General features: G+C 61.3%; 23 protein-coding genes and 1 pseudogene. 19 read left to right on the top strand and 5 right to left on the bottom strand.

The genetic code is table 11. From position 1 onward, the window contains the following. Positions 1-36: 36 nt before the first annotated feature. Entirely contained in the window at positions 37-1482 is a 1446-nt protein-coding gene (locus P9272_RS03120; protein ID WP_278158912.1) for an amidase family protein, read from the top strand. 10 nt (positions 1483-1492) lie between these two features. On the opposite strand, the gene P9272_RS03115 is transcribed toward P9272_RS03120, so the two are convergent. Beyond that, complete coding sequence (locus P9272_RS03115; RefSeq protein ID WP_278158910.1) at positions 1493-2098, bottom strand: TetR/AcrR family transcriptional regulator; 606 nt, start codon at positions 2096-2098, stop codon at positions 1493-1495. 429 nt (positions 2099-2527) lie between these two features. On the opposite strand from P9272_RS03115, the gene P9272_RS03110 reads away from it, so the two are divergent. From P9272_RS03110 to P9272_RS03055, 12 genes are all read left to right on the top strand, one after another. Then, positions 2528-3334 carry an amino acid ABC transporter ATP-binding protein gene (locus tag P9272_RS03110; protein WP_278159225.1) on the top strand — a complete coding sequence of 269 codons (807 nt, stop codon included), beginning with the start codon at positions 2528-2530 and terminating at the stop codon, positions 3332-3334. After that, positions 3331-3975: an amino acid ABC transporter permease gene (locus tag P9272_RS03105; protein WP_278158909.1), complete on the top strand. Its 645-nt coding sequence runs from the start codon at positions 3331-3333 to the stop codon at positions 3973-3975. Before P9272_RS03110 ends, P9272_RS03105 begins: the two co-directional genes overlap by 4 nt. Then, complete coding sequence (locus P9272_RS03100; protein ID WP_278158908.1) at positions 3972-4631, top strand: amino acid ABC transporter permease; 660 nt, start codon at positions 3972-3974, stop codon at positions 4629-4631. The genes P9272_RS03105 and P9272_RS03100 overlap by 4 nt, the downstream gene beginning before the upstream one ends. Before the next feature lie 52 nt (positions 4632-4683). Then, positions 4684-5511: a transporter substrate-binding domain-containing protein gene (locus P9272_RS03095; RefSeq protein ID WP_278158907.1), complete on the top strand. Its 828-nt coding sequence runs from the start codon at positions 4684-4686 to the stop codon at positions 5509-5511. 169 nt (positions 5512-5680) lie between these two features. After that, on the top strand, positions 5681-6931 hold the full coding sequence (locus P9272_RS03090; RefSeq protein ID WP_278158906.1) for an aromatic ring-hydroxylating dioxygenase subunit alpha: 1251 nt from the start codon (positions 5681-5683) through the stop codon (positions 6929-6931). Between the two features lie 114 nt (positions 6932-7045). Then, on the top strand, positions 7046-7366 hold the full coding sequence (locus P9272_RS03085) for a non-heme iron oxygenase ferredoxin subunit (RefSeq protein ID WP_278158905.1): 321 nt from the start codon (positions 7046-7048) through the stop codon (positions 7364-7366). 74 nt (positions 7367-7440) lie between these two features. Next, the gene (locus P9272_RS03080; RefSeq protein ID WP_278158904.1) at positions 7441-8232 is read left to right on the top strand and encodes an aspartate/glutamate racemase family protein; all 792 of its coding nucleotides are present in this window, start codon (positions 7441-7443) and stop codon (positions 8230-8232) included. Beyond that, positions 8229-9506, top strand: a complete 1278-nt coding sequence (locus tag P9272_RS03075) for an FAD-dependent oxidoreductase (RefSeq protein ID WP_278158903.1) — start codon at positions 8229-8231, stop codon at positions 9504-9506. Before P9272_RS03080 ends, P9272_RS03075 begins: the two co-directional genes overlap by 4 nt. Continuing rightward, positions 9503-10645, top strand: coding sequence for an aromatic ring-hydroxylating dioxygenase subunit alpha (locus tag P9272_RS03070; protein ID WP_278158902.1), 1143 nt, complete (start codon positions 9503-9505; stop codon positions 10643-10645). Before P9272_RS03075 ends, P9272_RS03070 begins: the two co-directional genes overlap by 4 nt. A gap of 134 nt (positions 10646-10779) precedes the next feature. After that, positions 10780-11961 (top strand): Xaa-Pro peptidase family protein, encoded by a 1182-nt coding sequence (locus tag P9272_RS03065; protein ID WP_278158900.1) that lies wholly within the window; start codon positions 10780-10782, stop codon positions 11959-11961. 64 nt (positions 11962-12025) lie between these two features. Continuing rightward, the gene (locus P9272_RS03060) at positions 12026-12319 is read left to right on the top strand and encodes a DUF1330 domain-containing protein (protein WP_278158898.1); all 294 of its coding nucleotides are present in this window, start codon (positions 12026-12028) and stop codon (positions 12317-12319) included. A gap of 89 nt (positions 12320-12408) precedes the next feature. After that, positions 12409-13380, top strand: a complete 972-nt coding sequence (locus tag P9272_RS03055) for a helix-turn-helix domain-containing protein (protein WP_278158897.1) — start codon at positions 12409-12411, stop codon at positions 13378-13380. Here P9272_RS03055 and P9272_RS03050 read toward each other — a convergent pair. From P9272_RS03050 to folE, 4 genes are all read right to left on the bottom strand, one after another. After that, on the bottom strand, positions 13326-13637 hold the full coding sequence (locus P9272_RS03050; protein ID WP_278112905.1) for a cupredoxin family copper-binding protein: 312 nt from the start codon (positions 13635-13637) through the stop codon (positions 13326-13328). The two genes, P9272_RS03055 and P9272_RS03050, sit on opposite strands and share 55 nt — an antisense overlap. A gap of 11 nt (positions 13638-13648) precedes the next feature. Further along, a complete protein-coding gene (locus P9272_RS03045; RefSeq protein WP_278158895.1) occupies positions 13649-14173 on the bottom strand; it encodes a DUF4142 domain-containing protein in 525 nt (174 codons plus the stop codon). Between the two features lie 114 nt (positions 14174-14287). Next, complete coding sequence (locus tag P9272_RS03040) at positions 14288-14968, bottom strand: RNA polymerase sigma factor (RefSeq protein ID WP_278158893.1); 681 nt, start codon at positions 14966-14968, stop codon at positions 14288-14290. 59 nt (positions 14969-15027) lie between these two features. After that, positions 15028-15615, bottom strand: coding sequence for a GTP cyclohydrolase I (folE, locus tag P9272_RS03035; RefSeq protein ID WP_278159223.1), 588 nt, complete (start codon positions 15613-15615; stop codon positions 15028-15030). Between the two features lie 363 nt (positions 15616-15978). On the opposite strand from folE, the gene P9272_RS03030 reads away from it, so the two are divergent. The 6 genes and pseudogenes from P9272_RS03030 to P9272_RS03005 all read left to right on the top strand — a co-directional run bounded on the left by P9272_RS03030 (position 15979) and on the right by P9272_RS03005 (position 22491). Further along, positions 15979-16191, top strand: coding sequence for a hypothetical protein (locus tag P9272_RS03030; protein ID WP_278158891.1), 213 nt, complete (start codon positions 15979-15981; stop codon positions 16189-16191). Between the two features lie 491 nt (positions 16192-16682). Then, positions 16683-17054, top strand: a complete 372-nt coding sequence (locus tag P9272_RS03025) for an XRE family transcriptional regulator (protein ID WP_347404025.1) — start codon at positions 16683-16685, stop codon at positions 17052-17054. Between the two features lie 1704 nt (positions 17055-18758). Beyond that, a complete protein-coding gene (locus P9272_RS03020; RefSeq protein WP_278158889.1) occupies positions 18759-19286 on the top strand; it encodes a PTS sugar transporter subunit IIA in 528 nt (175 codons plus the stop codon). Positions 19287-19371: 85 nt separating this feature from the next. After that, positions 19372-20121, top strand: a complete 750-nt coding sequence (locus P9272_RS03015) for a hypothetical protein (protein ID WP_278158886.1) — start codon at positions 19372-19374, stop codon at positions 20119-20121. Next, a pseudogene (locus P9272_RS03010) lies at positions 20118-21212 on the top strand (carboxynorspermidine decarboxylase). Before P9272_RS03015 ends, P9272_RS03010 begins: the two are co-directional and overlap by 4 nt. Positions 21213-21249: 37 nt before the next feature. Beyond that, positions 21250-22491: a saccharopine dehydrogenase family protein gene (locus P9272_RS03005; protein ID WP_278158884.1), complete on the top strand. Its 1242-nt coding sequence runs from the start codon at positions 21250-21252 to the stop codon at positions 22489-22491. The last annotated feature ends 412 nt before the right edge of the window (positions 22492-22903 follow it).

The following is a 22903-nucleotide window of genomic DNA, read 5'->3' as shown; positions in this document are numbered from 1 at the left end:
GCTGACCGCCTACAGGACTTGGAAAGGCGAAATCGAGTGCGGACCACGGAATACGAAAAGCTTGATGGCCTGTCGCTGGCGAAGCTGGCGCACGCGGGGCAAGTCGGCCCGGCTGAACTGATGGACTGCGCAATCTCCCTGGCCGAGGATCGGGGCCAGGCGATCAACGCCCTCTGCAACCAGGACTACGATCTAGGACGCAAGCTGGCAGCCGAAGCCGAACTCAAGGGCACGTTCGGGGCCCTTCCCTTTCTCCTGAAGGATTCGGGGTTGGCATCGACACAGCTTGCCTCCGGCGTAGGATCGCGCGTGTTCGCTGGCCTCAAGGCGAAGGTCGATTCAACTCTGAACACGCGGTTCGTGGCGGACGGCTTCCTCTCATTCGCGCGGACGACAGTGCCTGAGTTCTGCATGGCGCCGACTACGGAAGCCGTGCAGAATGGCGGCCCTACCCTCAATCCCTGGGACCGGGCCCGTTCGTCCGGCGGATCCAGCGGCGGCGCGGCCGCAGCTGTCGCCCTGGGGATTGTTCCCATCGCGCACGGAAGCGACGGCGGCGGCTCCATCCGAATTCCCGCGTCCTGTTGCGGCGTCTTCGGGCTGAAGCCGTCTCGTGGCCTCGTGCCGCACGGCCCGGCGCGGGGCGAAGGATGGGGCGGCCTGGCTGTCGACGGTGTTCTGTCCCGCACGGTTCGCGACACCGCAGCGGCGCTCGACGGAATCGCCGGGATGGAGCTCGGTCAGCCTTACGCGGCGCCGGCGCGCCCCAAATCCTACCTGGAATACATAGAGGGCAAATTCGATCGGCCGCTCAGAATCGCGAAGTGGACGCAGGCGTGGAACGACATCGATGTCGCGCCTGAATGCCTGGAGGCCGTGGCCGCTGCTGAGCGCCACCTGACTGCGCTCGGCCACGAGGTGACTTCGGCACCGCTTCCCCCACTGAAGTACGACGCGTTCGTGGACGCAATCATCGACGTGATGGCGACAAGCGTGACCATGACCGTCAACGCGTATATTCGGCAGGTAGGCGCGAAGGACCTGCCGTCTCTCCTCGAGCCGGCAATTCTTGATGCCTACCGCCTCGGCGAGGCAATGCACGCCGAGACATATGCGCTTGCAATCAATCGCTTCCACTCGGTCGCCCGGCTGATGGAGACGTATCTTGTCGACTACGACCTAGTCCTGACCCCGACGCTTACGAAGCCGCCGGTGAAGCTCGGAGAGATTTCGATGGACGATGACTTCAGGTCGTTCCGCAAGAAGGCCGGCCGCTACACGACGTTCCTCGCCGTCATCAACGCGTCCGGCCAACCAGCGGCAAGCGTGCCGCTTCACTGGAGTCAGAGCAATCTGCCGATCGGGATTCAGCTGGTCGGTCGGTTCGGCGCGGAGGCGACGCTGCTGCGGCTGTCCGCCCAGCTCGAGGGCGTCGCGCCCTGGCGGGATCGACGGCCGCCCGCGTTCGAGAAAGCGGGCTAGCAGCGCTCAATCACGCGCGACAACCTTCCAGCACCAGGTTCGCGTAGTAGTCGGCGATACTGTCCGGAGTCAGCGGGCCGCCCGGTTTGTACCAAGCGTGTGTGGAGTTGCAGATCCCAATGATGCTGTTCACGACGAGCGTCGTTGGGATGTCCTGGAAAATGCCTTCCTCGACACCCCTCTGGTAGACTTGCTTGAACAGCTGGTCATATTCCTTCTTGCGCTTGGTGATGACCTTCTGCTGCGCGTCAGTCAATTCGCCTTGGTCCCGGAAATAGATCGCCGACCATGCCGCGCGATCCAAAACGTTGAGAGCGTGCTTCCGGATCATGGACGCGAGCACCTTATCCGGCGGATTGTCGGTCTTGACCAAGGATTCCATGTCCGCCCACCAGGCATCATGGATCTTGGTGAAGATTTCCCACAGCACCTGGTTCTTGTTCTTGAAATAATAATAGACGACCGACTTGGTGTAGCCGAGGCTTGAGGCGATGTCGTCCATTGTAACGCCTCGAATGCCTCCATCAGAAAAAAGCTTCGCCGCGGTGGCAAGGATTTCGTCCTGTACGTAGGCCTGCTTTTTCGCTTTTAGCTCTTCCCGAAGCGTCATGTTCATAAAGCTCACCATTCCATTCATCGCGCCGGCCCATCGCTCGCTTGAGCGGCGCCGCGTGACGCACATTCAAGACTTATAGAAATTTCGACCAACGCGTCAATAGATTCCTGCCAACAGTCGAAAAAACCGGAAGCTCGATGAGATCCGTCGGCACGTCGGGTGGCAGGCGCTCGCGAGTGTCAAACTCCTCCGGGTGCCGGGACTGCGATGACAGCCGCGGGAACGCCAAATGCAGGGCTTTGCTTGGCCTACCCCGGGATGTGGGCCTCGCGCGGCCCTCGGGTGACGACGGCGGAGCGGTGCCGGAACGGGTCTCTCCCCCGACGATTGCAGCCGCACATGATTCAACAATGAGACTGTTGACTGACGGGAATTTTTTACATACTCTCCGGTCAAATAAGATGTCCGAAGGATATCAAGTCTCCCATGATGAACCTCGACCCAGACACCCTTAAGCTGCCGCAAAGGGAGCTGATCGGACAACCCGACAAGCCCATCCTGCGGCTTGAGGGGATTGGCAAAGAGTATGGAAAACACGTTGTCCTCGACGACGTGAACCTCACCCTCAAGTCGGGAGAGGTGGTCGCTATCATCGGGCCGAGCGGTTCCGGCAAGAGCACCCTTCTCCGCTGCATCAACATGCTCGGCCCCGCCACCCGTGGTCGCGTCATCGTTGGCGATCTCGCGATCGACGAGTCAGTGCCACCGACCGCCCAGCAGCTGACCTTGCTGCGGCGCTCGGTCGGCATGGTCTTTCAGTCCTTCAACCTCTTCCCTCACATGTCGGTTCTGCGGAACGTGAGCCTCCCCCAGGAGCGTGTCCTCCGCCGTTCCCGCAAGGAAGCCAACAAACGATCCCTGGAACTGCTGGCCCGCGTCGGATTGGAGGGAAAGGCGGATCAGTATCCCGCCAAGTGCTCCGGTGGTCAGCAGCAGCGCATTGCGATCGCTCGCGCTCTCGCCCTTGAGCCGCAGATCATGCTTTTCGACGAGCCAACCTCGGCGCTCGACCCGGAGCTGGGCCTGGAAGTGCTCGCCGTGATGCAGGAACTGGCCCGCTCGGGCATGACCATGCTCGTCGTCACCCATGAGATGAATTTCGCGGAAACGGTTTCCGACCGCGTGATCATCATGGCCGACGGCAAGATCCTCGAGGAAGGTCCCAGCAAGGAGGTCATGCGGAACCCGCAGACGGAGCGGGCGAAGCGCTTCCTGAAAGCGGTAAAAGACAGATGACCGCGGACATGTTCTTCGGCGTGGCAATGGGCGTCCCCTGGACCCTTGCCGTCACTGCGGCTGCCTTCGTCCTGGGCGCCGCGCTCGGAATGCCACTGTGCGCGATGCGCCTGTCCAAGTTCGGCCTTTTGCGCGCGATAGCGCTGCTCTACATCATCCTCTTCAGGTCCGTCCCGCCGCTCCTCTGGGTCTTCGTCTTCTTCTTCGGACTGGGATCGGGCTACCTGCCCATGTCGGCCTTCGAGGGCGTGGTCCTCGGGCTGGGTCTGATCACAGCCGCGAACATGGCGGAAATATACCGGGGCGCCCTCAGCGCAATTCATGGCGGGCAGTGGGAGGCGTCCCAGGCCCTGGCCTTGCCATCCTACAGCACGTACCTGGATATCGTCGCGCCCCAGCTGCTGAGGGTTTCCCTCCCGTCCTCCGCAAGCTACGCCGTCGGTTTGCTCAAGGACTCTGCGATCGCTTCGACGATCGGCGTGACCGACATATCGTTCAACGCAAACTACATCGCGAAAGCGACCTATCAGGGGCTCCCTGTATTCGCGATCGCAGCTCTGTTCTACATAATGATCAGCTTGCCCGTGGCCGCTCTGGCTCGCGCCGCCGATCAAAGGCTTCGAGCGAGGGTCGCGCTATGAACGACCTTCTCGGTTTCTGGCTCGACAGCCTCCCCGATCTGCTCGACGGTCTCATCGTCAGCCTGCAGGTCACCGGCGCCGCGCTGGCCATAGGTTTTCCGCTCGGGCTGCTCCTCGCGCTCGGCGTGCAGTCAAAGCCCCGCCTGATCAATCTGGCATCCCTCTGCGTCGTCGAGATCGGCCGCGGCGCGCCCGCCCTCGTCGTGCTGCAGTTCGCCTATTTCGGCCTTCCTCAAGGCGGGTTGACACTCTCGTCTTTCGCGGCGGCGGTGGTAGCCCTGGCCTGGAACACCGGCGCCTACACCAGCGAAATCATCCGGGCTGGTCTGGAGTCAGTGCCCTTTGGCGAAATCGAGGCCTCGTCGGCGATGGGCATGATGCGGGTAGACACCTTGCGATTTGTGATCATCCCGCAGGGACTCAGGGTCGCGGCACCTGCCCTTCTCGGCTTCGCAGCGGCCATGCTGCAGGCCTCGTCGCTATGCTTCGCGATCGCGCTGCCCGAACTCGCAAGCAACGCGTACGTCATCGGAACGAATACTTTCCGCTACATGGAAATCTTGTCTCTCGCAGGAATTCTCTATGCCGCCATCTGCGTGCCAGCAACGATCGCGGTTGGAGTACTTGAGCAACGGCTCGGGCAACACACCCGATGACCGGGCAATACCAAAAAGAACCACAACACAAAGCCAAAGAGGAGAATTGGCAATGTCTACACTCAAGGAAATTGTTGGGGGCGTCGCGATCCTGGTGGCCGCATCGACGGCATCATACGCCGACACTTGCAAGCCTGCGCACGAAGTCAAAACCGTGACGCCTGGCAAGCTGACGGTTGCAATTTATAACTACCCCCCCTTCTCGATGGTGACGAGCGACAACAAGATCTCGGGCATCGACACGAAAATGGTTGAGGAGACCGCCAAGGCGAACTGCCTGGAAGTGGTTCCGCTCAATCTCGCTCCGGCAGCAGTGGTCCAGTCGGTCGTCTCAGGAAAGGCCGACGTGGCTGTGGGAGCGTGGTACCGCTCGGAGGCTCGCACGAAGGTCGTCGGCCTCACGGAGCCGACCTACATCGATCCGATGACCTCGATCTCGAAGGACGGCGTGGACACGGTCGACGGCATGATGGGTAAGACGATCGGCACGGTCACAGGCTATACTTGGAATGCTACGCTTCAGAAGGTCTTCGGCGCGAAGCTGAAGCAGTATCCAGACGGTCTCGCCATGTACACTGACCTCGAGGCCGGCCGCGTGGACGTAGCCCTCGACGGGTCCGTGGCTCCTGTCGAAGCTCAGAAGGGCGGTCGCCTCAAGGGCTTCAAAACGGCATTGGTGAAATCGGATCCGCGCATCCCGGACACCATGCAGCCGCCGCAGAGCGGGCTTCTCTATACGCTCGGCAACAAGAGCCTGGGCGAGGCGCTCGACGATACTGTCATCAAGATCCACAAGGACGGCACGCTCGCCAAGTGGCTGACCGATGCCGGCTACAAACCTGCGATGGGCGACGTGGGTGAGCCGCGGCTCGTGAAGTGAGGTTCGATGGGCGCGGTGCGCAAGAAACCCGCGCCCATCACCCGCTTGGCGCCGACGAGCGCTACGGCGTTCCGGCAGCCATTGAAGCGCCGGAGCGGCCTAGCACTGCAAGTCGCAAACGACCGGGCCTTTCAAACTGAAGGCGAGTTCCGATTTGGGAGGAAATGCCATGAATGAGATGACGAGGATCGAGCAGGCTCTGCCACCGGATGCGACTGCCAATGCAAGCATCGGTGCCCTTTTGGCCAAACATCGCAAGAACTACAGCCTTCAGCCGGAATTCTATCTGTCCGAAGAGATCTACCGCCTCGACGTCGACAAGGTGCTGATGCCGCACTGGCAGTGCGTCAACCACGTGAGCGCGATCCCGAATGCCGGCGACTACCTTGTGTTCGAATACGATCGTGAGTCCGTGATCGTGGTGCGCGGCGCTGACAACGAGATCCGCTCCTTCGCCAACGTGTGCCGTCATCGGGGATCGCGTATCTGCGACACTTCGGGCCACGCACGGGGCGGGATGCTGATCTGTCCCTATCACGCTTGGTCGTACGGGCTCGACGGGTCACTCGCCCATGCCCGCATGATGCCCCGCGATTTCGACAAGCGGGGTTTCGGCTTGAAGCCGCTGCCGACGAAGGTGGTGCAGGGCCTCATCTTCGTTAGCCTCTCGGACAATCCCCTGGCGTTCGACGACAGCGAAGAGAACATCAACGCCACTCTCGGCGTCTACGGTTGGGCAAACGCCAGGGTCGCCCACCAGTCGAGCGTCGTTTTCTCGGCCAACTGGAAGCTCGCGCTGGAGAACCAGGTCGAGTGCTACCACTGCGCGCCTTCACATCCGGAGTTCTCCGTCGTCCATGGGCAGTCGACGGCGAGCGAGAAGAAGCTCATCGCCGAGATGGAGGCGAAGGCCGCGGCACAGGGCATCCACGTCGCAACGCGCGATCACTGGGCGCTCGCAGCGCTCGAGGGGCAGGAGCAGGCCTATTCCAATCGCTATCCCATGACGGCGAACGCCTGCACCGCGAGCAAGGACGGTTCCCCCCTTGCTCCGATGATGGGAGACTTCAAGAGTTACGACAATGGTATGGTGGTTTGCTACATCGGTCCGATGAACCACTGCCTTAGTTACGGCGACTACGGCGCGATCTTCCGGTACACCCCGAAATCCCTTTTTGAAACGGAACTTGCCGTGATCTGGCTCGTGCGCGGCGAGGCTGTCGAGGGCAAGGATTACGATCGCGACGAGCTCACCTGGATGTGGAGAGTGACCGCCGGCGCTGACAAGAAGATCGTCGAGGATAACCAGCGCGGCGTTTCCTCCCGCTTCTATACGCCTGGTCCCTATGCGCTCCCGATCGAGGAAAAGACCGTGCGGTTCACCGAGTGGTACATGTCCGCGCTTGCCGCCGCACTTTGACCTGCGCCGGCTTCCTTTGCCGGCGACGGAAATCCCGAAGGCTGGCTGCCGAGACGATAGCTATCGCCAGGCGTGGGCCCGAACCCGCTGTGGCAACCCCAAAGAATGAGAGAAATGGAAAAGACTGATACGACATGGATCGACGTGTGCAGCGTCGACGATATTGACCAAGGCGGCATGTACGAGTTCCAGCGTGGCGAGCGACGGATCCTCATCTATCGCCTGGAGGACGGTGTATTCGCCACCGACAACGTCTGCACCCATGAATTCGCGCTTATGTCGGAAGGCTGGCTCGAAAACGGAACGATCGAATGCCCGCTGCATGGCGCGCTGTTCGACGTTAAGACGGGCCGGGTCGAGCGCGGTCCTGCCGATTGCGCGCTGAGGACGTACTCCGTCAGGACCGAGGGGACGAGAGTCCTTTGCTCGATCTGAGCCGCCTCCCCTCGGACCAGCAATCGCACGACTGAACTGCGAGACAGCGATCAAAGCTCCAAGGAAGACCAACCATGTCGCGACGCATTAACTTCATCAACCCCTTCGGGTCGTCGGATTATGACGAGGTGATCAAGAAGACGCTTGGCCATTTCTGCGCCGCGGATACGACGATGGATGTAACCCATCTCGATGCCTGCCCGCCCGATATCGACTTTTTCTACTCCAAGCACATGATCGAGCAGGCTCTCTACGAGAGCGTCATGCTATCCGAGGAGGAAGGTTATGACGCGGTGATCGTCGGATGCCTCTACGACCCCGGGGTCCGCGTCGCCCGGGAACTCGTCGACATTCCCGTCGTGGGGCCTCTCGAGGCTTCGTTTCAGATGGCCGCCTACTATGGCCACTCGACCATGGTGCTGACCGACCACCGGAAGGCGGTGCCCTACATTTACGATGAGGCGCAGCGCAACGGCCAGGGCAACACCGTGCGCGGGGTCGATGCCATCGACTGGTTCGTCAAGGATATGATCAACGATCGCAGCGCCGTTGCGCGAGACGTCGTCAACCTGTCCAAGGAGGCGGCGAAACGGTTCGGCGCGGAAACCGTCATCATGGGATGCACGATCATTGCGGCGATCTACCAGGAATACCTTATGGAAGGCGGCGAGCCGTCCGAAGTCCCGATCATCAACCCCAACCTTATGGCTCTGAAGATGGCGGAAGGCCTGGCCGATCTCCGGCAGAAGGGCGGCTACTTCATCGCGCGGCAAGGCTATTATATGAAACCGACGGGACATTTCGCCGACGAGTTCGCACGCGCCCGCAGGGTCTGGAACTCGACGAAGCCGGACTTCGCACGGTGACCGAACTCTTTCGACCTAGTGACGCGCCCGTCGAGACGCTCGTCGTTGTCGGTACAGGCCACGCGGCAAGTGCCCTTGTGGCCAGCCTGAACCAACACCGCTACCAAGGGCGCGTGGTTTTGGTCGGCGACGAAAAGCATCCCCCATACAATCGACCTCCCCTTTCCAAGAAGTTCCTGAGCGAGGATGTCCAGCCCCAGGAACTGTACTTCCGCAGCGAAGACCAGTTGGCCAAGAACGGTGTCGAGGTCCGGCTCGGCGTCGCGGCGGTCGAGTTGAATCCGCTCGCGCACACGCTCAAGCTGGGTTCGGGCGATGTCCTATCCTATGACAAGCTCGTCCTCGCGACGGGCGCGGGGCCGCGTGGCTTGCCGAGAAGTGTCGATGAGACCGAGGGGAACCTCAATGTCCTTCGAAACATCGCCGACGCCGTCCGGCTGAAGGCCGAGCTGGGCCGAGCTCAGAGCATCGCGATCATAGGTGCGGGCTACGTGGGCCTGGAAGTGGCCGCGTCCTCCGCGCTCCTGGGCAAGAGGGTGACGGTGATCGAGGCTGCCCCTCGCGTGCTGGCTCGTGTGGCGGGTCCTGAACTGGCCGGCATCGTGCAAGCCGCGCACGAGGCCCACGGCGTATCGTTCCGTCTCGAGAGCATGGTGACGCGCGTCGCGCAAGCCGCCTCCGGCATCGATGTCTTCTTGGCCGACGGCGAGCGCGTAAACGCCGGCGTCGTCCTTTGCGCGATTGGCGCGGTGCCGAATGTAGCGCTGGCGGAAGGTGCCGGCCTTGCCGTAAATCGCGGGATCGTCACCGACACGCGATGTGCGACGTCGGATGAGAGGATCTTCGCGATCGGCGATTGCGCGACGTTTCCTCGCGATGGTGATCTGGTTCAGCTCGAGTCGGTACAGAACGCTTCAGACCAAGCCGACGTTGTCGCGCGCCAGCTGTGTGGACTGGAAGCCGAGTATGCGCCTGTACCCTGGTTCTGGAGCGACCAGTATGATCTGCGGTTGCAGTCGGTGGGTTTTCGCAAAGGTTCGGATGGCTCGCTCCTGCGCTCCAAGGAGAACAGCCACGCGATCTGGCATCACCGCGACGGGCGTGTCGTCGCGCTCGATACGATCAACGCTTCGCGCGATCACATGATGGCGCGCAAGTTGATGGCTCGCGGAGAGCTGCATCTCAATTCGCTTCACGAAGTCGAGTTTGACCTGTCGCGGCTCTGGGCGCCGTCAGGCCAACGGCTAAACGCTTCCGAAAGGGTCGCACCATGAACAGCATCGAGAGGCCGAAGCGCGCTCCTGTCCCGCACGCCACCGACACGACGCTCCCGCGAGACTACTACGTGTCGCCGGAGATTTTCGATCGCGAGATCGAGAACGTCTTCTTCAAGCAGTGGACCTTCGCGGGACACGTGTCACAGATTCCGAACGTCGGTGACTACTTCCTCCACACGTTCGCAGGCGAAAGCCTGATCATCGTCCGCGAGAGCGCCGATACCGTCCGAGCCCATTTCAACGTCTGCCGTCATCGCGGGTCGCAGTTGACCAAGGCCGACAGCGGCAACGTCAAACTCTTCGTGTGCCCCTACCATCAGTGGACCTATGAGCTGGACGGCAGCCTGCGACGCGCGCCGATGATGCCGGACGTCGAGTGCATCGATTACGGGAAGCTGGCGCTCAACTCGGCAGCGGCCGAGGTTTGGGCTGGGATGATTTTCATCAACCTGTCGCCCAACCCCGAACAGACGCTCATCGAAGCGCTGGGCGAACCGCCGGCGGGTTTCCTTAAGCTGGAGCCGGAAAACATCAAGGAGATCCGCCGCGACCAGCTCGTCGTGCGCGGCAATTGGAAGACGCTCCTCGAAAACTACCTGGAGTGCTACCACTGTGCCGGCTCGCATCCTGAGCTGGGCATCGCCTTCGACATCCAGTCGTCATACGACCAGACCGCGACCTGGGGTGGCGCCTGCTTCCTTGGCGGCGAGCCGGTGAGGAAAGGGCTCGTGACCGTCTCGATGACGGGCGATCTCGTCAGTAAACCGCTGGGGCGCCACGCCGAGGATGCGACCCTCCAGCTCGAAGTGGCGGAAGGTCTTGGACTGTTGCCCGTGCTGACGCGCGTTCTCTTCCATGTCGACCATGCGATCATCCACGTCATGAACCCGCTCTCCGTGGACGAGGTGGAATGGACCACGATCTGGTACGTCCGCGAGGATGCCGTCGAGGGCGTGGACTACGAGACCGATCGCGTGGTGGAGGTCTGGCGAGCAACGAACTTGGAAGACAAGGAGCTTTGCGAGCGCAACTACAAAGGGGTCCTGTCGCGAATGTTCGTGCCTGGCCCCCTCAATCCACGGGCGGAAGGCGCCGTGCGGCCAGTACTCGACCACTATCTGCAGATGATGGAATGACGCCCAGCTGCGGGGTGACCACAGGGTGACCTGCACGCTCGCACGCTGCGTCACAAGGTTTGATCAGAAGCACTAGCAAGGAGCCATCCGTGACAAATCCAGATGCACTCGTTCTCAACGACGATTGGAGCGATTTGTCCCGCATCCGGCCACTTCCCGAAATCGACCATGCGCGTCTCTACGCCTATCGTACCGAGCGGATGCGTGCGTCCCTGCGGCACCACGGGGCGGCGATGGTCATGCTCGTCAATCCGATCAGCCTGCGATATGCGCTCGACTATCGCACTTACCCTCTCTGGCAGTCGCATGCGCACACGACCTACGCGTTCGTGCCGGTCGAAGGGCCGATCGTGGCCTATAACGTCTATGGCAATCCGCCTGGAGCGGACCACGTCCGCGTGGGACGGCAGAATACATATTTTGATGGCGGCCCGGAGCTTCCCGAGAACGCTCGATTGATCGCCCAGGATATCTGCGACTACCTCTCCGAGATAGGTTCCGACAACAGGCGTATCGCGGTCGAATACGTGAACCCAAGCCTGACGCGGGCCCTCCTGCAGCGCGGCCTGGAGGTGATAGACGGGGCCGCTGTCGCCGAGGAGGCGCGCACCATCAAGTCATCCGACGAGATCAAGTGCATCAAATGGGCGGTCGAGGTCGCCGAACATGGAATCGCACAGGTGAAGGCGGCGCTGCGCCCCGGCGTTTCGGAGGTCCAGCTCTGGGGCCTTTTGAATTACACGAACCTGGCCAACAACGGCGACTGGCACAACGGCCGCATGCTCGCCTCCGGACCTCGCATCAATCCATGGCTCCAGGAGGCGACCGACAGGAAGGTCGAAGCAGGCGACCTGGTGGGCTTCGACACAGACATGGTGGGTCCGTTCGGCTATTTCGCCGACATCTCGAGAACACTCTTTTGCGGTCCCGGGCGCCCAACTGCCCGACAGAAGGAACTCTATCGGCTGGCGCTGGAGGAGGTCGAGTACAATTCCAAACTGGTCCGACCTGGTGTCACCCTTCCCGAAATCCAGGAACGCGCCTGGAACACGCCTGAGGAGTACAGGGAAAACGCCTACTGTTGCGTGCTGCACGGCGTCGGCATGACTGACGAGTTCCCCCGCGTGAACCCGATCTATCGCGGACCGAACCCTTATTCCGGAGTCATCGAGGAGGGCATGGTCGTCTGCATTGAGAGCTACATGGGCGCGGTTGGCGAGCGCGATGGTGTCAAGCTGGAGCAACAGGTGCTGGTGACCGCAGATGGTGTCGAGCCCATTTCGACGTATCCTTGGGAGTCAGAGTTCCTGGAGTAGCAACGTGATCTGGGGGGAAATCGACACCGTCCGCACGCTCGGCTGCTTATGAGGAAGCGATCATATGAAGGGCTACTGGCTGATCATCGGAACCGAGATTTGGGACGACGGCGCTCAAAGACAATACGTCAGGCTGTGGAAGCCGATCGCCGAAAAATACCAGGCGCGCGTCAACCCTCTGAAGGCGCCGCCATTGCTTAAGGAAGTCAGGGATGCACGCCGCGTGACAATCGTGGAATTTCCCTCATACGAGTTTGCCCAGGCGTGCTACGAAGACCCGGACTACGAGGAAGCTCGGCGGTTCGCGCTCCAGGCTTCAAATCGCGAGCTTCTAATTCTGCAGGGTGAGTTGGCATAGTGGGCATCCCTATCCGCCACTCCAAGGCGCAGTTCAGGGAGCGGAATAAGGGAGCCCGCTCGGGTACGCCTAGCAGGCGTGCCTATGAGGTGGCGATCCTGCTCCTTCCCAACTTTTCCCAGGTCTGTCTTTCGACAATAGTCGAGCCTTTGCGATTGGCGAACGCACTGTCCCGGCGCGAGTTGTTCAGATGGCGCTTGATAGGACTTTCGGGCGACGGGGTTGATTGCGCCGGCGGGATAACGGTCGGTGTGAGGAGTGATGTCGAGGCTGAATTCGCAGCAGTTCGTTCCGGCATCGCGCCAGATGCCGCGATCGTTTGCGCCGGCGAGGCAGTCGAGCGGTTTTGCACTTCCTCCGCCGTTTCGCTTTTCAGGCTCTATGCAAAGCGAGGTGTCACACTCTTTGGGAGCCACACCGGGACCTGGCTGCTTGCAAAAGGCGGGCTGTTAGCCGGCAGAAGGTGCACGATTCACTGGAAGAAGGCAGTCGCCTTGTCCGAAAAGTTCGACGATCTCACGATCGAAACCGCAAGCTTCGTTCGAGACGGCGCCTTCGTCACGTGTTCCGGAGGCTTTGCAGCATTCGACATGACGATCGACCTGATCGAACAGGAATGCGGGCGTGAGCTGGCGCGAACCGTCTGTCGGTACATGAGCGCGGAAGACACAAGCGATGGGGCCGCCTCGGCTGCCAGTCTGCGCCTGGCGGGAACAAGCGCTAAGTTGATCAGCGCGACACGGCTGATGGAGGGCAATCTCGAGGAGCCCATCCCATTGAATACGATCGCCGGCAAGATCGGGACTTCCCGACGTCAGCTGGAGCGCCTGTTTCACAGCTTTCTGTCAAGCAGCCCTAGTCGCCACTATTTGCACCTTCGACTTAGTCGCGCAAGACAACTGCTTGATTCAACTGACCTTCGGGTACTTGAGATTGCCATTGCTTGCGGCTTCGAATCGCCCTCACACTTTCAGATCGCGGCATCTGCCGCGATCCAATGCTCCAGCTACCGCGCCACCGCGATGTGGCCCTTCATGTTGGGGTGGAAGCGGCAGAAATAGTCGACCGCTCCCGCAGCCTTCAATGTCAGGCTTGCGGACTTCTTCGGTGGGATCATCACCTCCCAGCCGCCCTTGACTGTGGCCGTATGGGCGAACATGTCCTTGTTCACCCACTCGATCGTGTCGCCAACCTTCGCCTCGACCGTCGCTGGCGAGAACACCAGCTTGTCAATGGTGACCTGGATGGTTTCGGCCTTCACCGGCGCGGCAATCAACGTCAGCGCCAGTGCAATCCAAAGATGACGCTTCGGTACCATCAGCGCCGGCCTCATTTCAGCATACTGGCGACATGTTCGGCATGCTGCTCATGGCCCTGGAATATCTTCAGGCCAGTCTCCAGCAGGCTTTTCAACTCGGCATTGCTGGCCGACGGGATGAGCAGCGTTTCGAGAGCACTGTCGACCTGTTTGTGATAGGCAACCTCATTGTCGACGTAAGCCCTGTCGAAGGCCGCGCCTTTGAGCTTGGCGAGTTTGGCCCGCTCCTCCGTGGCAGCTTTGGTCAGCGCCTTGCTGGTCGCGTTGTCTTCCGGCGTCACCTTGAGTTTCTTGACCAGATCGAGCGCCTGCACATTCACTGCCTCATGGTCACGCACCATGTCCTTGGCGAAGGCGAGCACCTCCTTGTTCTTCGATTTCTTCAGCGCTTGCTTGGCCGCCTCGACATCGATCACGCCTGCTGTGTAGGCGATGTGGGCGATCTGCGGGTCGGTCGGTTTGTCGGCAGCTTGTGCGAGCGGGGCAGTGCCGAGCAGAAGCAGCGCGGCCAGGGTGGCTGTGTGACGAATAAGCATGAAATCTCCTTCTCCGGACGCGGGAAGCGCGCCGGCCAGTTTTTTGGGTTGACGGTCATTGGATGCGGGGCGGCGGCAAACGTTCCCGCTAAAATTGGCTGAATCTGACGAGGGTCAGCCTTCCAGGGCGAGCCGCTTCATCACGGCAGCTGTCAGCCGTTCGCAGCGCCGACCGGCGAAGGGAAAGGCCTCGAGCAGCACTGGCCCGATCTGGTCATCCAGCGCCTTGCGCAGCAACGCGCGGGCGCGGTGCAGTCTTGTCTTCACGGTTTGTGGCCGTACGCCGAGCAGTTCTGAAGTCTCTTCAATGCTCAGGCCCTCGATCACCCGGGCCACGAACGCCATCCGGTAGACATCGGGAAGGCTGTCGGTTGCCCGTTCCACGAGTTGGAGGATCTGCCGTTGCGCCATGGTCCGCTCCGGATCGTCGCTGGGGTTGAGAGGGAACTGGATGATCTCGGCCTGCGAATTCTCGGGCATCGCCACCGTTCGCCGTCTTTTGCGCAGGCGGCCGAGCGCTTCGTTGATGACGATGCGCGACAGCCATGTGCCGAGCGAGGCATCGCCGCGAAAACTCTCGAGGTGGGCGAAGGCCCTGACATAGGCCTCCTGGACGATGTCCTCGGCCTCGGCATCGTCGCGCACCACGCCGCGCGCGATGCGGTAAAGCCGCTGGTTGTGCGTCTTGATGACGGCGCGAAAGGCGGCGCCGTCGCGCGCCATGGCGCGCCGTGCCAATTCCAGGTCGCCAGAGGCAGCGATGATTTCGGTCGCGTCTCGTCGAACGTACAACATGAGCAGTCTCCTTGCCCTTCAATAGATGTGTCTTGACAACAAGGGTTCCCGGAAATTCGTCATACCGGAATCGACGACAGGAATTCACGCCTGAGATCCACGTTGGTGTCGAAAACGCCAAGCATGCGCTTGGTGACCATGCGCGTGCCGTGCGCGTGGACGCCGCGCGATGTCATGCAGCCATGCTCGGCGACAAGCACGACAGCCACTCCACCCGGCTGCAGGGCACTCTCGATGGCGCGAGCGATGTCATCCGTAAGTCGCTCCTGTATCTGCAGGCGGCGGGCGCAGGCTTCGACAACCCTTGACAATTTGGAGATACCCACCACGCGGTTGATGGGCATGTAGGCGATGTACGCCTTTCCGCGGATTGCTGCCATGTGGTGTTCGCAAAAAGAGTGAAAAGCGATGTCGTGCAGTTCGACCGCCTGGTCATAACCGCCGATCTCATCGAACGTCCGTTCGAGCAGCCCCGCAGGATCTTGTCGATAGCCGGCAAACCACTCTTCATAGGCACGCACGACACGCGCAGGAGTATCGACAAGCCCGGGTCGGGCCGGATCGTCGCCGGCCCATGAGATCAGTGTCTTAACCGCCGCCTCTGCATCGAAGCGCGTCGGACGAGCGCGTCCGACTGTCCTGGGCATGCCGTTTCCTGCTGAGTCTCCCTGGGCGGCGGCCGGCACGCCGTCTTCGGTGCCGTCCAGAATTTGCGAATGCAGGTCCATCGGTCTCTCCAGTTCCAGGTTCGAACCATTGGATGCACCTTGCGAGGATTGGTTCCCGACGGGCACGACACGGCACCAACTTTTCCAACCATGACGAACCATGGGAACTTTTCGAAAGGCACTGCGTCCAATTTCATGTCCGGCGCATGATCAACGTACGCCGTCAGGGCCGTGAAGGAGAACCGAGATGGCATCGCAACAGCCCATGGAAACCGACCTCGACCTCGCTGTTGGTGTGTTCATCCTGCAATCGCTTAGAATGCCCACGCCGCCGGTTAGCTGGTGGTCCTGGTACGTGTCGGCGACTATATGCTGGCGGTCGACGGCACACGTAACCACTACGGCGGACCGCCGACGTGCCGAGTCGTGATCGGCAGCATGGTTGCGCTGTTGCATGGTTGCGCTGTTTCCGGCACCAGGTCTGCATCGGTCTCAGTACCGGCGAAGCTTTCCGACATGCGTGACGTGCGGGCCATGGCCGCAGCGCGGCCCTAATCTGCGTCACGACGCGATGCGTGGTCGCCCCGTGGCAGTCGCCACGACCCGGCATAGTGGAGCGATGCGGAGGCGCCCAGGCCGATCACCGGCCGGTCGAGCATGATCGATAGCCGCGCCATCGCATTGCGAAAGACGCGGACACATTTTCCGAGATGGTTCTCGCCTGCGTCACCCGGCGTTCGGCCGAAGCCATTCTGGAAACAGTCTTTGCCGAGGATGGGCTGGATGGCGGCGTCTCTGTTGCCAATCCGCTGGTCCAGAGGGCGGTTCGCCAGCGACGCGGAATATCGCGCCCAACACTTCAGACGTCCCCGATTTAAACCGTGGGCGCTTACCGCCGAATGTAGGGAAAACTTCCTCTTTTAGTTTATGCATCTCAAACGAAATTTATTGCCGCTTTAATGCAACTTTCTTGCATCAAAATTTTCTTTCCCGAGGATTGGCATCGACCCTTCCCTTTTGCAGGCTCGATATCCATTCTGAGGAGGTTGAGCCGCAGCGTGAGGACATGGTGGTTTTCAGCGACGGCTCCTGAAGTGTCTGGAACGGGGTATCTTACGATGATCACTGGTGCCCAATGCCGCGCCGCTCGCGCCCTAGTCGAATGGACGCGTGAAAAGCTCGCCAGCAATTCGGGTGTGGATGGGTTGGTCATCGAAGAGTTCGAGCGGCGTATCAGTCTTCCGGACCAGGAAATCTGTGACACGCTCCAGACCACGCTCGAACAGGCCGGCGCTGTTTTCATTGACGAGAACGGTGGCGGCATCGGTGTTCGCCTGAAACTCAACCGCTCGGAGGTCAAAAGGATCGGCGTCCTGGAGAATGAGGGCGGTATCGTCGGAACGGACGCCGTTCCGTAGGCTCCGGCTTTGGAGGAGCGACCAATTCACGACTCCCTCCTAGATCACAATTTCAGGGGCGACCGGATAGCCATGGAGAACGTCATGAAGATTATGTGAGGTGATCTCACCGAAGAGGCGCAAACTGCGCTTAAGCGCATTAATCGCGGACCTTACCCGCTCTCTGAACGCCTGCGAAAGCCTGCACGCGGAGTTGGCAGCCGCGTGCAGGCCTTGCGTTATCGCCGTTCCGGCATCGAAGCTCGCGCCATCAGTTCCGACACCGAACCACTCTCGGCTTTCGGTTCCTTGATCTGCTTGGGCTTGCGGGCTTCCTTGTTGCCCTTCCTTTTCGCCATGACGGTTTCCTTTCCATAGCGCCGCGCACGCTGAGTGGCACTCCGCGGCGCGGATGAAACAAGTTGTGAAAGGAAAATCCCTGGCCCGTCGCCCTTGGCTGCACGAGCCAGGGCTAGCAGCCGTTTTTCGGCCGCTTCCTGAAAGGAAGCCGGATATGAAGTAGCGCGGTCACGCCACCATCTTGGCCAGGGCAGCGGCGAAGTCAAACCGTCTTTCCCAGTAAACTGCGGTTGCCCGGGCGACATAAGGTCGCCTCGGCAAACGTGCTGTGAATAGCTATGTAAGCGGCATGTGCATGGTGACTTTCATCAAGGTTTCGAGGCTTGCCGGGAACGGACGAATCCCCTCCCGGGGCAGGCTTTCTCACCCTGATTTCCGCACCTGATCCTGCCTCGGGAAATCTCTACGACATTTGCGGTCTACCCCTGCGGCCTTACGCGTCGCATCGATGGAGCGTGTTATGAGAGCCTCCCTTTCACGGCTGATCTGCCGTCCTTGCAACCGTCATCTCCCCAAGTCGGCGAGCCGATGTCCCTGGTGTCTTTCGCCGATGATCGAATCCTCGGGAGACCTGTTCCAGTCCCCTCTTCGCCCGTCCGGGCTCTCATCGACCACGGGGGCGCGGCCATGAAGTACAGCACCGACTACAACACCGTCGCCGCGGCCGCCTCCAGGGCCGAGTATGCAGCGCTCCCCTGGCGCATGAACTGCGATGGAAGAATGGAGGTGCTCCTCCTGCGCCCGCGCCTAGGCGGGCGGTGGGCCTCCCGACTGGCAGGTATTCAGCAACAAGGACCGGACTTCAGTCTGCCGAACGAGCGGCATTCCACGACGCAGGCGTCACCGGACGGCTCGGTTCTCAATCCCTTGGCCGCTACTGGACGATTCGGGTTCTGGCGCAAGGGCGCGAGGAGTTATGCGACGTCACCGTGTTCGGGCTCCACGTCTGGGGCACGCTGGTGAGTTGGCCCGGTGACACGAACGTTCTGAGACGATGGATGCCGTTGGCCGAAGCGACGACCTTGGTTGACGAAGCCGGGCTGACCACCGTGCTTGGCTCTATCATGTCCGGCGCGACGGTTTTGAGAACGAACCGTCAGGCCGTCTCGAAGTACGATGCAGCCCCTTACCGACGGGCGTCAGGGGTTGCTTCGCCAGCCGGAACGGCTAGTTTCGACGCATGTTGACGGTGCCTTGCTTCGTCCTCCTAAAGGGAGCGCGCCTGCTCAAAGCGGGAATCTGACCCGGACGCGATGTGACCCCTGGCTCAGCGTCCGGGTCCGCCAGGCTCGATAACACGACATCTCATCCGCGCGATCTCACCCGCGTTCGCCTCCGCACCCTTGCGGAGGAGAGGAGGCTATCATGGATACCCCCAATCTCCTGCGTCCTCAGGACGTCCTACCGCGCGTTGAATCACAGGGCAGGCGCACGCTCCTCCGGTACGTTGCCTGCCGCCTTTCCACCCGACCAGGGCTGCCGGAGGATGCCGTTCATGCCGTCCTCGCCAGCCGGGAGTCGCTAGGCTCGACTGCGCTCGGGCACGGCATCGCGATCCCACATGCCCTCATGGCCGAACTCCTGCATCCAGCTGCAGTTCTGGCGATCCTGCAGCGTCCCATATGCTTCGAGGCGCTTGATGACCAGCTTGTCGACGTCGCGCTGGCAGTGATCTGGCCGCGGAAACACGCTGCCGAGTTCACGGTCGTTCTCTCGCGTTTTTGCAGAAGTCTGATGCGCGGCGCAGTCCTGGAAGGGATACGCAATGCCACGTCAGCCGACGGAGTCCTGGAAAGTCTGCGCTCTTCCGACGGCTTCGTCGATCGTCGAGGTTCCGCGATCCTCGGCCTCCCCAAGCGACCACCAGCCGAAACTAGGAAATGTCCGCGATGACCCAAGTTTACGTCAGCCCACAGCCACCATGGCGCACAGGAACTATGACCGACGAAAATATCGCGGATGCCTATGCAGTTCCAAGATGATAAGGGAGGCCCTCGATGCCTGGGACCGCCAGAGCCTGACCGCTCCGGTGGCTGAGCGGCATCACGGTGCGCACACCTGCGTCAGGCTGGCGATCGCGCACGCGCTGCATGTCGTGGTGGGTCTCCCGATGGCGGATTCGGCCGCGATCGCGTCCGGTAGCTGGCAGGTAGTCGCGTCACTGCTCAAGATCGTTGAATTCCACCCTCTTCGGGTGAATGGGGGAGCGCGACAGGATGGCGTGGGCATGGACCCGCTAATGCTGTTCGCCCCCCATGCGGCTGAAGCGATCCCGGTCGCCGCAGTGGATGAATATCTCGATGTCGTCGACGGCAGGCGCGTCTACTGGCGAAAGCCGCGACGCGATTCATACGCGCTCGCCTGTGAGTTGCACCGTCTGTCCTGCGTCACCAGCCTTGAGGATGAGCCTGCGCTCCTAGAGGAATACCTCGAACTGCTGGCTAGCCTGCGCGCGCCTGCTGACCATGTCTGCGAGTGGATAGGAACGGTGGCCGAAGGCCGCTTCCGGCCTGCCCCCGACCGGTGCGCGGAGGGCTCCCAGGCGATGCGGCAGGGTCCCGCCTCTACGCTGCGCGCCGGAGACTTCGTCGACAATTACGCAAGCACGGTGTCGGTTAACGTGTCGCTGGCGGCACGTTTGATGAAGCGCCGCGCGCTGGGCCTTCCGGTGACGGAACCGCTGCCTGGGAAGAATTCGACAGGCGTGGAACGGAGAACGATGCGATGAACACGCCCCACTACCTGATCGACAAGTCGAAGCTGCTCCACAATCTCGAGCGGATCGAACACCTGCGCGAGAAGTCCGGAGCCAAGGCGCTGCTCGCGTTGAAGTGCTTCGCGGCCTGGTCGGTATTCGACTTCATGCGGCCTTACATGGATGGCACCACTTCCTCGTCCCTTAACGAGGTCAGGCTGGGAAGCACCCGGTTCGGCGGCGAAACCCATGCCTACAGCGTTGCCTGGGCTGATCAAGAGATCGACGAAGCGGCCGGGCTTGCAGACAAGATCATCTTCAACTCGATCGGCTAGCTCGACCGGTTCGGCAGGCATGTCGGCGGCCTCTCCTGCGGCCTACGACTCAACCCGGGTGTCAGCGCTTCAACCTTCGACCTTGCAGATCCAGCGCGGCAGTTCAGTCGCCTCGGCGAGTCCGATCCCGGCAGGATCGCGGCGGTGCTGGACCGCATCAACGGCTTCATGACCCACAACAACTGCGAGAATGGCGACTTCGCGCTGTTCTCAGGCATGCTTGACCGGATCGAGGAAAAGTACGGCGAGCTTCTCCGCTACGCCGACTGGATCAGCCTGGGAGGCGGCATCCACTTCACGGCCGACAGCTATCCCATCGACGCTCTGTCCGAACGCCTGAGGCGGTTCTCCGAAAAATTCGGCGCGCAGGTCTATCTGGAACCCGGCGAGGCGGCGATCACGGACTGCACGACGCTCGAGGTGACGGTCCTCGACACGCTCGACAACGGGCGGAAGCTGGCGATCGTCGACGCCTCGGTCGAAGCGCACATGCTGGATCTCCTGATCTACAGGCAGGAAGCGAAGATCGCGCCCGACATCGGCTCTTTCGACTACATGGTCTGCGGCAAGTCCTGCCTGGCCGGCGACATCTTCGGCAGCTTCCGCTTCCAGGCCCCGCTCGAAGTCGGCGACTGCATCTCGATCCAGGACGCGGCCGGCTACACGATGGTTAAGAAAAACTGGTTCAACGGCGTGGCCATGCCCGCCATCGCCGTGCGCGAACTCGACGGCTCCGTCCGCACGGTCCGCGAGTTCAGCTACGCCGACTACGAATCCAGCCTCTCTTGAGATTCCCACCCAGCCAGGAAGGAGAAACCTCCCCGAAATGAAGAAGCACGTCCTGATCATCGGCGCTGGAGGCGTCGCGAAGGTCGTCGCGCACAAATGCGCGCAGAACAACGACATCCTCGGCGACATCCACATCGCCTCCCGGACCCTCGAAAAGTGCGAGGCGATCGTTGCGTCGATCCGCGAGAGGAATGCGCTGAACACTGAGGGGCGGCTTGAGGCCCACCAGTTGGACGCGCTCGATATCGCAGCCACCGAAGACCTGATCCAACGGACAGGCGCGCAGATTGTCATCAATGTCAGTTCGGCATTCGTGAATATGTCCGTACTCTCGGCCTGCATCGCTACAGGCGCCGCCTACATCGACACCGCGATCCACGAAGATCCCGCGAAGGTGTGCGAGGCCCCGCCCTGGTACGCCAACTACGAGTGGAAGCGCCGCGAGGAATGCATCGCAGCCAACGTGACAGTCATCCTCGGTGCAGGTTTCGATCCAGGCGTCGTGAACGCCTACGCCCGGCTGGCCAAGGATGACTACTTCGACCGGATCGACTCGCTCGACATCATCGACATCAACGCGGGAAGCCACGGCAGGTACTTCGCCACGAACTTCGACCCGGAGATCAACTTTCGGGAGTTCACCGGGCAGGTCTGGTCGTGGCAGGACGGAATGTGGATTTCCAACCGAATGTTCGAGGTAGGGCAGGAATGGGAGCTTCCGGTTGTCGGGCGGCAGAAGGCATACCTGACGGGGCATGACGAGGTGCATTCCCTTTCGCAGATTCTCGGCATCCCGAACGTCCGCTTCTGGATGGGTTTCGGCGACCACTACATCAACGTCTTCAACGTCCTGAAGAACCTGGGCCTCCTGTCCGAGCAGCCCGTCACCACTGCCGAGGGTTTGGATGTCGTCCCGCTCAAGGTGGTCAAGGCAGTGCTTCCGGACCCGTCGTCACTGGCTGACGGCTACACGGGCAAGACCTGCATCGGCATCCTCGCCAAAGGCGTGAAGGATGGACGCAAGCGCGAGATCTTCATCTACAACGTCGCCGATCACGAGGAGGCCTGTGAGGAGGTCGGCAGCCAGGGGATCTCCTATACGGCTGGAGTGCCGGCCGCCGCCGCTGCAATCTTGGTGGCTACCGGACGATGGGATGTCGGCAGGATGGCGAACGTAGAAGAACTGCCGCCGCGGCCGTTCCTCGGGCTGCTGGGGCAGCTTGGCCTGTCCACCCACCTCAGCGAGGCGGGCGACGACCGAGTACTTTTGTTTCCCTGACGGCTTCGTGAAGGACGGGTCCTGATGAAACGATGCGTCCTTAGTTTATCGAAAGCGCCGCCTGTACCCCTGCTACGAACTCCAACGCGCAAGGACTCCTGCCCTGGTGGGTGAGACAGCTGAAAGAGAAATCCTCTCGGGACAGGTGTCGGAGGTAGTCTGTGATTTTCCGCGTTCGGCAGATCTCGACAGCGGCCGCGCCCTTCCCGACAAGGTCGGAGAAGACGCCGCTCGCATAGACACGCAGTCGATCGTTCGGCCGCCGCCGCATCTGATGAGCTCCAGTAGGCAGGCAACCTTTGGAGGCGGCGGGACTTTTGCCAATCCTGCATCCCTCTTGGCCGAGGGTCTGTCGGCTCGAAATCGGCCTAAGTCACCTGATCGCATGATGACAGCACGAACGCTAGGCGGT

Source organism: Mesorhizobium sp. WSM4976 (genome assembly GCF_029625685.1).
GTDB lineage: Bacteria > Pseudomonadota > Alphaproteobacteria > Rhizobiales > Rhizobiaceae > Mesorhizobium.
Note: the sequence above shows the minus strand (reverse complement) of the source record. Positions and strands in the feature narration are given on the sequence as shown.